The organism is Streptomyces sp. NPDC056144 (assembly GCF_042264145.1).
In the GTDB taxonomy this organism is placed as follows: Bacteria; Actinomycetota; Actinomycetes; order Streptomycetales; family Streptomycetaceae; genus Streptomyces.
This window is the reverse complement of the sequence record NZ_JBHJVF010000009.1, coordinates 23,066-36,307: the sequence shown is the minus strand read 5'-3', so window position 1 is coordinate 36,307 and position 13,242 is coordinate 23,066. Positions and strand designations below refer to the sequence as shown.

General features: G+C 75.9%; 10 protein-coding genes. 5 read left to right on the top strand and 5 right to left on the bottom strand.

Going from position 1 to position 13,242, the window contains the following annotated elements; all coding sequences use genetic code 11:
• Window position 1 precedes the first annotated feature (1 nt).
• The 5 genes from ACFC0Z_RS25140 to ACFC0Z_RS25120 form a co-directional block, all read right to left on the bottom strand.
• Window positions 2–865 carry a biotin-dependent carboxyltransferase family protein gene (locus ACFC0Z_RS25140; protein ID WP_376442053.1) on the bottom strand — a complete coding sequence of 288 codons (864 nt, stop codon included), beginning with the start codon at window positions 863–865 and terminating at the stop codon, window positions 2–4.
• Window positions 862–1,482 (bottom strand): allophanate hydrolase subunit 1, encoded by a 621-nt coding sequence (locus ACFC0Z_RS25135; protein ID WP_376442050.1) that lies wholly within the window; start codon window positions 1,480–1,482, stop codon window positions 862–864. The genes ACFC0Z_RS25140 and ACFC0Z_RS25135 overlap by 4 nt, the downstream gene beginning before the upstream one ends.
• Window positions 1,479–2,243 (bottom strand): LamB/YcsF family protein, encoded by a 765-nt coding sequence (locus ACFC0Z_RS25130; RefSeq protein ID WP_376442048.1) that lies wholly within the window; start codon window positions 2,241–2,243, stop codon window positions 1,479–1,481. Before ACFC0Z_RS25130 ends, ACFC0Z_RS25135 begins: the two co-directional genes overlap by 4 nt.
• A gap of 92 nt (window positions 2,244–2,335) precedes the next feature.
• Complete coding sequence (locus ACFC0Z_RS25125; RefSeq protein WP_376442045.1) at window positions 2,336–3,127, bottom strand: putative hydro-lyase; 792 nt, start codon at window positions 3,125–3,127, stop codon at window positions 2,336–2,338.
• On the bottom strand, window positions 3,124–4,404 hold the full coding sequence (locus ACFC0Z_RS25120; protein WP_376442042.1) for an MFS transporter: 1,281 nt from the start codon (window positions 4,402–4,404) through the stop codon (window positions 3,124–3,126). The genes ACFC0Z_RS25125 and ACFC0Z_RS25120 overlap by 4 nt, the downstream gene beginning before the upstream one ends.
• Window positions 4,405–4,590: 186 nt before the next feature.
• Between ACFC0Z_RS25120 and ACFC0Z_RS25115 the strand changes: the two genes are divergently transcribed.
• From ACFC0Z_RS25115 to ACFC0Z_RS25095, 5 genes are all read left to right on the top strand, one after another.
• Window positions 4,591–5,325: a GntR family transcriptional regulator gene (locus ACFC0Z_RS25115; RefSeq protein WP_376442492.1), complete on the top strand. Its 735-nt coding sequence runs from the start codon at window positions 4,591–4,593 to the stop codon at window positions 5,323–5,325.
• 100 nt (window positions 5,326–5,425) lie between these two features.
• On the top strand, window positions 5,426–6,970 hold the full coding sequence (locus tag ACFC0Z_RS25110) for a hypothetical protein (RefSeq protein WP_376442039.1): 1,545 nt from the start codon (window positions 5,426–5,428) through the stop codon (window positions 6,968–6,970).
• Window positions 6,967–7,572: a hypothetical protein gene (locus ACFC0Z_RS25105; RefSeq protein WP_376442036.1), complete on the top strand. Its 606-nt coding sequence runs from the start codon at window positions 6,967–6,969 to the stop codon at window positions 7,570–7,572. The genes ACFC0Z_RS25110 and ACFC0Z_RS25105 overlap by 4 nt, the downstream gene beginning before the upstream one ends.
• Entirely contained in the window at window positions 7,569–8,480 is a 912-nt protein-coding gene (locus tag ACFC0Z_RS25100) for a hypothetical protein (protein WP_376442034.1), read from the top strand. The genes ACFC0Z_RS25105 and ACFC0Z_RS25100 overlap by 4 nt, the downstream gene beginning before the upstream one ends.
• A gap of 56 nt (window positions 8,481–8,536) precedes the next feature.
• On the top strand, window positions 8,537–13,204 hold the full coding sequence (locus ACFC0Z_RS25095; RefSeq protein WP_376442031.1) for a hypothetical protein: 4,668 nt from the start codon (window positions 8,537–8,539) through the stop codon (window positions 13,202–13,204).
• The last annotated feature ends 38 nt before the right edge of the window (window positions 13,205–13,242 follow it).

The window sequence follows — 13,242 nt, the reverse complement described above, 5'->3', positions numbered from 1 at the left end:
CTCAGCGCACCGGCACGAACCGCACCGGCGTCCCCGGCACCGCCTGGGCCGCCGCCCCGAGGTCCGCCTCCCGCACCACCGCGACCACCGGATAGCCGCCGGTCGTCGGATGGTCCGCGAGGAACACCACCGGATGCCCGTCCGGCGGCACCTGGACCGCGCCCAGGACCATGCCCTCGCTCGCCAGCTCGCCCCTCACCGCCCGCTCCAGGGGCGGCCCGTCGAGCCGGAGCCCGATCCGGTTGCTCGCCGAGGACACGCGGTACGCGCGCGTGGCGAACGCCCGCAGGGCGGCCCCCGTGAACCAGTCGTCACGGGGACCCAGCCGGACCCGCAGGACGAGTTCGTCCGGCGGGCCAGGCCAGGGGGGAGCGTCGACCGACCCCCGTACGGCCGTGTCCGCTCCCAGCGGCAGAACCGCCCCCTCCACCAGCCGTGCCGGGCCGAGCCCTGACAGCAGGTCGGTGGAGCGGCTCCCCAGCTCCGGGGCGACGGCGAGACCACCGCCGAACGCCACGTACGCGCGCAGCCCGCGCACGGCCGCGCCGATCTCCAGGAGGGCCCCGGCGGGGACCCGTACCGCCGTCCCCCAGGGCGCCGGACGCCCGTCCACCCGTACGGGGCAGGGCGCCCCTCCGACGGCGACCGTGGCCGCGCACCGGGGCCGCAGCGCGCACCCGTCGACGGTCGTCTCCAGGACCGCGGCCCCCTCCGGATTGCCGACGAGACGGTTGAGGAGGCGTACGGCCCCGGGGTCGAGGGCGCCGGAACGGGGCACGCCGAGGTGCGCGTACCCCGTCCGCCCCAGGTCCTGCACGGTCGTCAGGGCGCCGCCCCTGACGACGGCCACGGCTCGGTCGGTCACCGCGCGCCCTCCGCCGTGAACCGCACGCGCGTGCCGGGTGCCAGCAGCGCGGCCGGCGTGCGCCCGGCGTCCCACAGGACGACGTCCGTCGTGCCGATCAGCTGCCAGCCGCCGGGTGAGGAGCGCGGATAGACCCCCGTGTACGGCCCCGCCAGCGCGACCGACCCCGCCGGGACGGCCGTACGGGGTGTGGCCCGTCGCGGAACGGCGTACCGCTCGCCGAGCCCGGTCAGATAGCCGAAGCCCGGCGCGAACCCGCAGAACGCGACCCGGAACTCGGCCGCCGTGTGCACGCGCACCGCCTCGTCAGGGCGGACGCCCCACAGTGCGGCGACCACCTCCAGATCCGGCCCGTCGTAACGGACCGGGATCTCCACGACCTCGCCCACGCGCGCGTGGAGCGGTCCCACCTCCCAGCCGGGCAGCTCGGCCGCGAGCCGCGCGGGATCGGCCACCCCGTCGAGGAGCACGGTCCGCGCCGCCGGAACGACCTCCCGTACGGCGGGCAGCGTCCCGGCCGCCCGCCGCCGCAGCACCTCGGCGTGGAAGGCCTCCGCCGCCCCGCCGCCGTCCAGTTCCACCAGGAGGGCGCTCTCGCCCACCCTCAGGACCCTCACGCGAAGGCCTCCACCCGCACGCCGGAGTCCTCCAGCCGCCGCCGGACGAGCCGGGCGAGGCCCACCGCGCCCGGGGTGTCCCCGTGCAGGCACAGCGACCTGGCCCGTACGGCGACGGGGTTCCCGCAGTGCGCGGTGACCGTCCCGGTCGTGGCCATGGCCACCGAGCGCTCCGCGACCCGCTCCGGGTCCGAGACGACGGCCCCCTCCTCCCCCCGTGGCAGGAGGGAGCCGTCCGCCCGGTACGCCCGGTCGCCGAAGGCCTCGGCGACGACCGGGAGACCGGCCTCCGCCGCGGCCGCGTGCAGCCGGGACCCCGGGAGCCCCAGGACCGGCAGCGAGCCGTCGGCGAGCAGCACGCCCTCGACGACCGCCGCCGCCTGCTCCTCGTCCCGCACGACCCGGTTGTAGAGCGCGCCGTGCGGCTTCACGTACGACACCCGCGCACCGGCCGCGCGGGCGAAGACCTCCAGGGCGCCGATCTGGTACGCCACTTCGGCGGCCAGCTCGGCGGCCGGGACGTCCATCGAGCGGCGCCCGAACCCCGCCAGGTCCCGGTAGGAGACGTGGGCCCCGATCCGTACCCCGTGCTCGGCCGCGAGCCCGCAGACCCGTCGCATCGTGGCCGCGTCCCCGGCGTGGAAGCCGCAGGCCACGTTCGCGCTGGTGACGACCGAGAGGAGCTGGTCGTCGTCGGTCAGAGTCCAGCGGCCGAAGCCTTCGCCGAGGTCGGCGTTGAGATCGATCGGGGCCCAGGTCATGTGGTGCTTCCTTCGTTTCGTGCGTCGTACGGAGTGCGGAATGCCGTGTGCGTCGTGCGGTGTGTGTCGTGGAGGTGGGATGTGGCGGTCGCTCAGACGGATATCCGGTACCGCTCGTCCCGGACGTCGGTGACGAGCATCCGCCCCGGCGCGTGGGTGATCGCGAACGGCGGACGCGAGGCCATGACCGCCGCCTGCGGGGTGACCCCGCAGGCCCAGAACACCGGCACGTCCCCCGGCTCGGCCTCGACCGGGTCCCCGAAGTCGGGCCGCCCGAGGTCGCGGATGCCGAGCGCCGCCGGATCGCCCGCGTGCACGGGCGCCCCGTGGACGGCCGGGAGGAGACCGCTGATCCGCCGGGCCACCGGGACGAGCTCCCCCGGGACCGGCCGCATCGAGACCACCATCGGCCCGTGCAGCCGTCCCGCGGGACGGCACTCCCGGTCGGTGACGTACATCGAGACGTTCCGGCCCTGCGCGACGTGGCGCAGCGGCACGCCCGCCTCGGCGAGCGCCCCCTCGAAGGTGAAGCTGCACCCGATGAGGAAGGAGACCAGATCGCTCCGCCAGTACCCGGTGACGTCCCGCGGCTCGTCGACCAGCCGCCCGTGCTCCCACACGCGGTAGCGCGGGATGTCCGTGCGCAGGTCGGCGTCCGGGGCCAGCGAGGTCGTCCAGGAGCCGGCGTCGGTGACGTCGAGGACCGGGCACGGCCGGGGGTTGCGGGTGCAGAAGAGCAGCACGTCGTAGGCCCAGTCGGCGGGGACCGCGATCAGGTTGGCCTGCGTGTGGCCCGGCGCCCAGCCCGCCGTAGGCCCGGCCGTCCCGGCCCGGGCACGCGCGCGTGCGTCACGGGGATCGAGAACGGCGGCCGAGGGGCTCATACGAGTTCCCTTCCGCGCGTCTCCGGCAGTCCGAACAGGGCGAGCACGGCGATCCCGTACCCGACGGCGCCGAAGACCAGCGCCCCGCCCACGCCCCAGCTGCCCGCGAGATAGCCGACGAGGGTCGGGAAGACGGCGCCGACGGCGCGGCCGGTGTTGTACGTGAGTCCCTGTCCCGTCCCGCGCACCGGCGTCGGGTAGAGCTCGGCGAGGAAGGAGCCGAAGCCGCTGAAGATCGCCGACATGCAGAACCCGAGGGGGAAACCGAGCACCAGGAGAAGGGTGTTCGAGCCCTCGGGGATCCGCGTGTACGCCAGGACGGAGACGGCCGACAGGACGGCGAAGAGCGCGATGTTCTTCTTCCGGCCCAGCCGGTCGGTGAGGTAACCCCCGGTCAGATAGCCGGTGAAGGCCCCGGAGATCAGCAGCGTCAGATAGCCGCCGGTGCCGACCACCGTGAGACCGCGCTCGGTCTTCAGGAAGGTCGGGACCCAGGTCGCTAGCGTGTAGTAGCCGCCCTGCACGCCGGTGGAGAGCAGGATCGCGAAGAGCGTGGTGCGCAGCAGCTCGGGCCGGAACACCGCCGTGAACGACCCCCGGTCCGCGCTGGTCCTGCGGACCTCGGCCGCCTGCGGGGCGTCCTCCACGTTCCGCCGTACGTAGACCACGAGCAGCGCGGGCAGCGCGCCCGTCCAGAACATGACCCGCCAGGCGAGGTCCGCGTCGACGAACTGGAAGACGAGCGTGTAGACGAGGACGGCGAGCGCCCAGCCGGCCGCCCAGGCGCTCTGGATGCCGCCGAGCGTACGGCCCCGGTGCTTCGCGGAGGCGTACTCGGCGACGAGGATCGCGCCGACGGCCCACTCGCCGCCGAAACCGAGGCCCTGGAGCGCCCGGAAGACCAGCAGGGTCTCGTAGTTCGGGGCGAAGCCGCAGAGCACGGTGAAGAGCGCGTACGTGACGACCGTGATCATCAGGGCCTTCACCCGGCCGACGCGGTCGGCGAGGACACCGGCGAGCGCGCCGCCGATCGCCGAGACGACGAGGGTGACGGTGGTGAGGAGGCCGGTCTGGCCCTTGTCGAGCTGGAAGTAGGCGGCGATCGCCACCATCGACAGGGGCAGGGTGAAGAAGTCGTAGGAATCCAGGGCGTATCCGCCGAAAGCGCCGCCGAAGGCGCGTCGGCCGCGCGGCCCGAGGGCGCGCAGCCAGGCGAACGCGCCCGTGTCGTCGGGCCGTTCGCCCTGGAGCGGTTGCCGGGTCTGTGCCGTGCTCATCTGCACCTCGCAGGAGGGGAGGGCGTGCGTGAGAGACGTACCGAGGGACCGTGCGGTGTCGACAACGTAGAGGATTGTTCAACGATCCGACAAGGGGCCTGTTGTTCCTTCCTCGGATCTGCGGTTGACTCGGGCCCGGACGACGACGAACGACGAGGGGCCGTGGGCGTGGCAGACGTGCGGGACATGAACGACGCGGCCGGAGTCGGGGCAGCGGCGGGGGCTGGGACCGGGGCCGGGAGCCTGGCGGACGACCGGGCGCTGCTCGGGCGGACGAGTACGGCGGAGAAGGTCGCCGACATCCTGCGGAGCCGTATCGCCGAGGGATACTTCGCGCCCGGCGTCCGGCTCTCCGAGGAGAGCATCGGCGGCGCCCTCGGTGTGTCCCGCAACACACTGCGCGAGGCGTTCCGCCTCCTCACCCACGAGCGGCTGCTCGTCCACGAACTCAACCGCGGGGTGTTCGTCCGCGTGCTCGCCGTCGGTGACGTGGACGACATCTACCGCACCCGGCGACTGGTCGAATGCGCGGTCGTACGGGGCCTGGGGCAGCCGCCGTTCGCCGTCGACGGCCTCGTGGCCGCCGTCGCCGAGGGCGAGGCCGCCGCCCGCGCGGGCGACTGGACCGGCGTCTCCACCGCCAACATCCACTTCCACCGCGAACTCGTCGCCCTCGCGGGCAGCGCCCGCACCGACGAGCTGATGCGGAGCGTCCTCGCCGAACTCCGCCTCGCCTTCCACGTCGTGGACGACGCCCAGGCCCTCCACGAGCCCTACCTCCGGCGCAACCGCGAGATCCTGGAAGCCCTGATCGCCGGCGAACGGGCCACGGCCGAACGGCTTCTCGCCCGCTACCTCGACGACTCCCGCACCCGGGTCGGGGCGGCCTACGCGGACGCGGTCGAGGACCCCGCGGAGTGAACGGGCCGGGATGCCGGGGCCGGAGCGACGGGCCCGTGTGATCCCGGTCGCATCTGCGCCGTTTCGACCGTTGTCAGTGCGAGGACCTAATCTGTCCACCGTGACTTCGCCTGCCTCGACGGACCTCGCTCCGCCCCAGCTCAGCGCGGCGCCGCGACCCGCTCAGGGCCCGGCCGCCGACGAAGGGCTCGCGCGGCGCCTCCGCGCGCTCGCGTGCACCGCGCCGCTGCACGACCTGGACGCGCGCAAGGCGAACCTGGCCGGCGAGTACTCGATCTACGCGATGGCCGAGGTGGCGCTCTCCGCCATCGACCTCGTCACGCTCAACATGGACTTCGACACCGGCGCCGACCACGAGCAGATCGTCGCCCGGCTGCTGCCCCGCGTCGCCGCCCAGGCCCCCGAGCGCCCCGCCGCCGAACACGAGCGCGTGGCCCGCTGGGTCCTGGAGAACCTGATCAACGTCGGCAGCGTGGACCGAGGCTTCCGCGCGGTCTACGGCACCTTCGGCACCGACGGCGTGTACGTCCGCAGGGACTACGACTTCAAACTCATCGAAGAGGTCCCGGGATACGGCGGCGGGGTCTACCTCCGCACCACCGACGAAGCGGTCAACGTCCTCGTCGGAGCCCTCGACACCGACGTCACCAGCGCCCAGATCGCCGCCGAGGTGAAGCTGGAGGTCCTCATCAGCCGGGGCCGCCTCGCCGACGCCCAGCTCGCCGCCGAGCAGGCGCGCTACCGGACCGTGCAGTACGCCGAGTCGCTCCGCAAGACCCTGGAGGCCACCCGGCGCAACGTCCGCGCGGTGGACTGGCTCCAGGCCGTCCCGGACATGATCGACGAGGCGCTCGACCACGTGGCCGACCGCTACCGCCACGAGAACGCGATCCTCACCAACATCCGCAAGGCCCGCGACGAGGCGGAGGCCGCGTCCGACCCGAAGACGGCGGAGCACAAGCGCCGCGCGGCCGAGCTCGTCGACATCGTCAAGGACTGCATCCGCCGCCACACCCAGCTCCAGTCCCGCCTCCTGGAGGCCGGGCCGCTGTTCCGCGCCGAGCAGGACCGGCAGGCCTTCGCCGCCCCCACCGCGTACACGGGACTCGACCTGTACGGGCAGCTGGTCGCCCCGGTCCTCACGCTCCCCGCCGAGAGCGCCACACGCGTGACGGACGCCTTCTTCGCCCGGGGCACGGGCCTGCGGACCCCCGCGTCCGTCCGCCTCGGCGACCTCGTGGACCTGCTGCTCACGCCGCCCGTCGAGCGCGAGCACCTCGGCGCGGAGATGCCCGAGCCCGACCTCATCGCCACCCCGGACGACTCCCGCTTCAGCGAGGAGCAGCTCGCGAGCGCCATGCGCCTGCTCGACCTGGAGCACGACGCTCCCCGCCGCCTCTCCGGCCTGCTCGCCGAGGCCCGCCGCCTCGACCCCGACCTGCCGTACCTCGTCGCCCTCCTCGCCGTCCACGCGGCGAGCCCCCCGGTCGGCACGGCCTACCGCCAGGGCGAGGAGCGCCTCCTCTTCGCCGTCGACGACGGCACCCCGCTCGACGACCCCGAATTCGGCGGCGCCGACCTCATCGTGGGTACGGCCCTGCTCGACGCGGCAGGCATGGCCGCCGACCGCACGGAGGCCACGTGACCCCCTTCTGCACGGGTGACACGCACCCGGAACCCCCGGCCGAGGCGCCCGCGCCGGCCCCCGCCGCCGTACCGGGCGCCGTCCCCGCTCCGAGGACAGCGCGGTCCGCGGACGGGCCCCGGATCCAGCACGTCGTCGTGGACCCGCCCACCGGCGCGCCCGTCGCGGGTGAGAGCGACGCCGAAGAGGCGCCCGCCGCCGCGCCCCGGCGCCCCCGGCTCGGTTCCGTGCCCGTCGGGGAGCCGGCCAGGGGCGACGCGGCGACCCGGCGGCGGAACGTGCCGACGGTCCGGGCCGTGCGGCTCACCCCCGGGCCGGAGGGCGGTGCCTCCCGTCGCGACGGCGAGGGCCGGAGCCGGCCCCCGGCCGCCGCGCCCGCCGCCGTCACCCCCGTACCCCTGCCCCTGCCCCGCCCCGCCGCCGACGCGCCGGGCGCCCCCGAGGTGCCCGCCGACGCACCGCACGCCGCCGACGCACCCACCGTCGCCGAGGCGCCGACCCCCGCCGACGCACCGACCCTGGCCGACGTGCCGACCCCCGCCGGCGTGCCCGCCCCCGCCGACGCACCGACCGAGAGCCGTACCGAGGAGCCCCAGCCGTGAGCGAAACCCACGTCGAGCACGCCGACGCGTGGAGCGAGCAGGAGCCCCCGCACGCCCCGGCGGCCCCGGCCCCGGCGACGACCTCGGCGGTCACCCCCGCCGACGCCGCCGACGCGGCCCGGCTCGTCTCCTTCGGTCTCCAGCCCAAGCTGCTCCCGGCCCGCGACGCCGAGTACACCGAACTGCTCCGGCGCTACCGCGAGGACCCCGCCTTCGCCCGCCTCGCCGACGCCGTCGCCACCGGCCTCGGCCTGGTCGTCCTGGAGGTCTCCCCGCGCGCGGGAATGGCCGTCACCGCCGGCGAGGACTCCGTCTTCGCCGTCCGCATGGGCGACTACGCCCGCCGCGCCTCCACCGACTCGGCCGACCGCTTCCTCCACGGCCTCGCCCACCTCGCCGTCGCCGCGATGGCCTTCCCCCGGCCCGAGGACCTCGCCGACGACGCCTACATCGGCCGCCTCACGGTCAACGGCGTCGACGCCTTCGTCCGCCAGGCCTGCCTGCGCCTCGAACAGCGCGCGGAGGAGCAGGGCGAGAACACCGACCCGGCCTCCGACGCCCCCGGCCTGGAGGCCGCCTGGCGGATCTACGCCCGGCGCAGCGCCACCGGCGCCACCAAGGACGCCCGCAGACTCGCCGGCTCCACCACCGGCATCGTCGGCAAGGCCGCCGCCTTCCTCACCGAATCCGGCTTCCTCCAGCGCACCGGCGACGAGGGCGGCGGCTCGTACCGCACCACCGCCCGCTACCAGCTCCAGGTCCGCGACATGGCGGGCTCCGCCGCCATGGCCGAGCTCCTGGAGCTCGGGGTCGTCCCCGTCAGCGACGGCTCGGCGACCCTCGTCCCGCCGCCCGAGGGCGACGACCTGGAACTCGCCGCCGACGCGGGCCTCCCGTTCCACGCCTGACCGCCCCGTCGCGTCACCCGAACCTCCCGAGAACGAGAGCACGAGAGTCCCTCGCCATGTACGAGCTGTCCCGCGTCCGCCTGTACTCCATCGGCCCCGCCGGTGCGCGGTACGCCGACACCGTCCTGGACCTGCGCGGAGTCGGTGCGCCCGTGCCCCACCCCGCCCCCACCCAGGCGGAGTTCTTCGAGGAGGAGCCGGTCGGTCCGCCGCGCCGCCCCGCCCCGGCGGGCGTCCTCTTCCTGGAGAACGGCGGCGGCAAGTCCGTCCTCCTCAAGCTGATCTTCTCGGTCATGCTGCCCGGCCACCGCAACACCCTCGGCGGCGCCAGCTCCGGCGTGCTCCGCAAGTTCCTCCTCGCCGACGACTGCGGGCACGTCGCCCTGGAGTGGCAGCACACCCTCACGGGCGAGCTCGTCGTCGTCGGCAAGGCCAGCGAGTGGCGCGGCCGCCAGGTCTCCAACGACCCGCGCAAGTTCGCCGAGGCCTGGTACTCCTTCCGCCCCGGTCCCGGCCTCAGCCTGGACAACCTCCCCGTCGCCGAGGCGACCTCCGTCCGCCCGCCCGCCGAGGGCGCCTCCGGCGCCACCGGCCGCCGCCGCACCATGAAGGGCTTCCGCGACGCCCTGACCGAGGCCGGGAAGGCGTACCCGCACCTGGAGGTGGTCTGGGAGGAGATCCACGACCGCTGGAACGAGCACCTCGGCGACATCGGCCTCGACCCCGAACTCTTCCGCTACCAGCGCGAGATGAACGCCGACGAGGGCGAGGCCGCCGGCCTCTTCGCGGTGAAGAAGGACTCCGACTTCACCGACCTCCTCCTGCGCGCCGTCACCGACACCCGGGACACCGACGGCCTCGCCGACCTCGTCGGCGGCTTCGGCAACAAGCTCGGCCGCCGCGCCGAGCTGACCGCCGAGCGCGACTTCACCGCGGGCTCCGTCGACCTCCTCGGCCGGATCGTCGAGGCCGCCGAAAGCCGCTCCCACGCGCGCGAGGTCCACACCGCCGCCGAGCGCCGCACGCGCGGCCTCGCCCGCCGCCTCTCCGCCCGCGCCGCCGAGGAGCGCGGCCGGGGCGCCGAACTCGCCCAGCAGGTCACCTCCGCCGGACACGCCGTCGCCGAGGCCGAGACGGCCCGCGGCCGCAGCGCCCTCATCGCCGCCGAACTGGCCTACCGGCACGCCTCCCTGGCCCTGACGGCCGCCGAGAAGGGCGCCGCCTCCCAGCGCCGCGAGCTCACCGACGCCCGCACCCTGCACTCCGCCTGGCAGGCCGCCGAGGCCGTGCTCCGGCACCGCGCCGCCGGTGACCGCTCCGCGCGCGTGGCCGCCGCCATCCGCGAGGCCGAGCGGGACGCCGCCCCGGCGCTCGCGGCCCGCGCGGCCGCCGCCGCCGACCTCGTACGGGCCCTTGCCGCCGCCGCCGAGGAGGGCGAGCGCCACGCCGCCGAGGAGGAGGAGCGTTCGACCGCCCTCCAGGAGGCGGGCGAGGCGGCCCACCGCGACGCCACCACCGCCGCCACCGAGGCCCAGCGGGCCCGCAGCGAGGCCGGGCACCTGCGCCAGCGGCTCGTCGAGGTCGAGCAGGAGACCGCCGAGGCCGTACGGGCCGGCTGGCTCGACGACTCCGCCCCCGACGCCGACCCGGCCCGCGCCGCCCTCGCCGCGAGCGACGCCGAGAAGACCGCCGTCGCGGCCTGGGACACCGCCCGCGAGGCCGCCCGCACCGCCGCCGACCGCGCCCGCGAGGCCGCCGCCGCCGACTCCCGCGCCGAGCTCGCCGCCGCCCGTGCGGCGGACGCCGCCGAGGCCGCCGGGCACGCGTACGACGCGGAGCGCCGCGCCGCCGAGTCCCTCGCCTCCGAGGAACGGCTCGCCGAGCTCCTGAGCCTTCCCGCCGAGGACGCCCGGCGGGCGGAGGCGGACGGCGACTCCGCGGACGGCACGGACGCCCCCGGGACCGGCGACGGCCCCCAGGGCCCGCTGACCGTCACCGAGTTCGACCGGTACGCCGACGAACTGCGCGGCATGCTCGACCAGGCCGTCTCCTCCGCCGAGCGCCACCTCTTCGAGCTGCGCACCGCCGCCGCCGACGACTCCCGCATCCTCGGCGCCCTCGGCGACGGCGGCCTGCTGCCGCCCGGCCCCGACGTCCTCGCCACCGTCGAGTACCTCGGCGAGCAGGGCATCCCCGCCCTCCCCGGCTGGCGCTACCTCGCCCAGTCCGTGGACCCCGCCGACCACGCGCGCGTGCTCGCGTCCCGCCCCGAGCTCGTCGACGGCGTCGTCATCACCGACCCCGTCTCGTACGGCCGCGCCCGCGAGGTCCTCGCCTCGGCCGCCCTGCTGCCCCGCTCCACCGTCGCCGTCGGCACCGCCGCCGCGCTCCTCGCCCCCGTACCGGGACGCGACCCGTCCGACGACGGCGCCGCCGACACGGACGTCTTCCTCGTCCCGCCGAACCCGGCCATGCACGACGAGCAGGCCGCCGACGAGGAACGGCACGCCCTGCGCGCCCGCGCCGCCGCGCGCGACGAGGAGATCCGTACCCTCGCCGCCCGCCTCGCCGGAGACCGCTCGCTCGCCTCCCGGATCGGCGCCTGGCGCGCCGACTGCCCGCCCGGCATGCTCGCCGAGCTCGCCTCGGCCGCCACGACCGCCCGCGAGGCCGCCGAGGAAGCCGCCGCCGCGCTGGAAGCGGCCAGGACGGTCCGCGCCGAGGCCGACGAGGTCGCCGGCGAGGCGGCCCGGCTCAGGGACGAGCGCCAGGAGGCCGCGCAGCGCGCCCGCCGCGCCGCCGACGCCCTCGCGGGCCTCGCCTTCCGGCTCCGCGAGCGCTCCGCCTGGCAGGCCAAGCTCCGCGAACTCGCCGACGACGCCACCGAGTCCGAGGCCCGCGCCCAGACCTGTCTGGAGCGGGCCCGCGCCGCCGACGAGGACCGTCGCGCGGCCCAGCGCGCCGCCGACGACGCCCACCGCACCGCCCGCGCCCTGCGCGCCGAGCGCGCGGAGATCGCCGGTGCCCCCGACACGCTCCCCGAGGCGGACCCGGACGCGCCCCGGGTCGCGCTCCCGGCCCTCCGCGAGGCCTACCGTGCGGCCTCCCAGCTGTACGAGAAGGTGGGCGTCGGCGCCGACCTGCGCGCCGAGCAGGCCCGTGCCGAGAGCGACGAGTCCGCCGCGCTCGCCGAGCTCGACCGCCTCACCAACAAGGTCCGCACCCGCGCAGAACAGCTCCTGGAGTCCACCGACGGGGCCGACGGCCCGTCCCGGCAGGCCGCCGCCGCCCGCGCCGAGTCGCTGGTGCAGATGCTGGAGTCGCGCGCGACGGAGGCGAGCGAGAAGCTCGGCCGCCTGCGCGGCGAGGCCGAGCGCCTGGCCCCCGAGGACGGCGAGGAGCACACCGAGCTGCCCGAGGAGCTGGTGCCGGCCGACGCCGAGCAGGCCCAGGCCCTGCTCCGTACCGCCACCGGCGAGCTCGCCGCCCGCAGCGACGCCCTGGAGTCGGCCCGCGCCGCCCACGCCGGACTGCTCAGGGACCACCGCGCCGCCGAGGACGCGGCGGGCGGCTTCGACGAGACCGCCGCGCTCCTGCGCGACCTGCTCCGCGACCACGCCGACGAGGAGCAGGAGGAGACCGAGACCTACCGGGGGAGCCTGGAGGAGGCCCGTACGGCCGCCGGTGAGGCACGCCGCTCGCTGCGCGCCTGCACCGCCGAGCTGTCCGCCGCCGACGCCGCCGTCCGCGAGGCGAGCGACATCCTCGTCCGGCACGCCAACTCCACCCGGTACGAGCAGGTCCGCACCCCCGCCCGCCAGCAGATCCGCGAGCTGCCCGCCGCCGCGCTGCCCGAGCACGCCGCCAAGTGGGCCGAGGCCTTCGCGCCCCGCCTGCGGGTGCTCACGGACGAGCTGGCGCAGCTGGAGCGCAACCGCGACTCGATCGTGGACCGGCTCCGGGGGCTCGTCGAGTCCTCCCTCGCGACCCTGCGCTCGGCGCAGCGCCTCTCCCGGCTGCCCGAGGGGCTCGGCGAGTGGTCGGGCCAGGAGTTCCTGCGGATCCGCTTCGAGGAGCCCGACCAGGCGACCCTGGCGGAGCGGCTCGGCGAGGTCGTCGACGAGGCGACCCGCGCCGCGGTCAAGAAGAACTCGGACCTGCGCCGGGACGGCATGTCCCTGCTGCTGCGGGGCGTCCAGGCGGCGCTCGAACCCAAGGGCGTCTCCGTCGAGATCCTGAAGCCGGACGCGGTGCTGCGCGCCGAGCGCGTGCCCGTCGGGCAGATGGGCGACGTGTTCTCCGGCGGTCAGCTGCTGACGGCGGCCATCGCGCTGTACTGCACGATGGCGGCGCTCCGCTCGAACGACCGGGGCCGCGACAAGCACCGCCACGCGGGCACGCTGTTCCTGGACAACCCGATCGGCCGGGCCAACGCCACGTACCTGCTCGAACTCCAGCGGGCCGTGTCGGACGCGCTCGGCGTCCAGCTGCTGTACACGACCGGTCTGTTCGACACGACGGCGCTCGCCGAGTTCCCGCTCGTGATCCGGCTGCGCAACGACGCCGACCTGCGGGCCGGTCTCAAGTACATCAGCGTGGAGGAGCACCTGCGGCCGGGTCTGCCGCAGACCGCGGGGGAGGGCGAGTCGGTCCACGGCGAGATCACGGCGACCCGGATGTTCCGCCGTCACGCCTCGGACGACCCGACGGCGGTCACCTCCTGACGACACGCAGAGCGGCCCGGTCCCCCGAGGACCGGGCC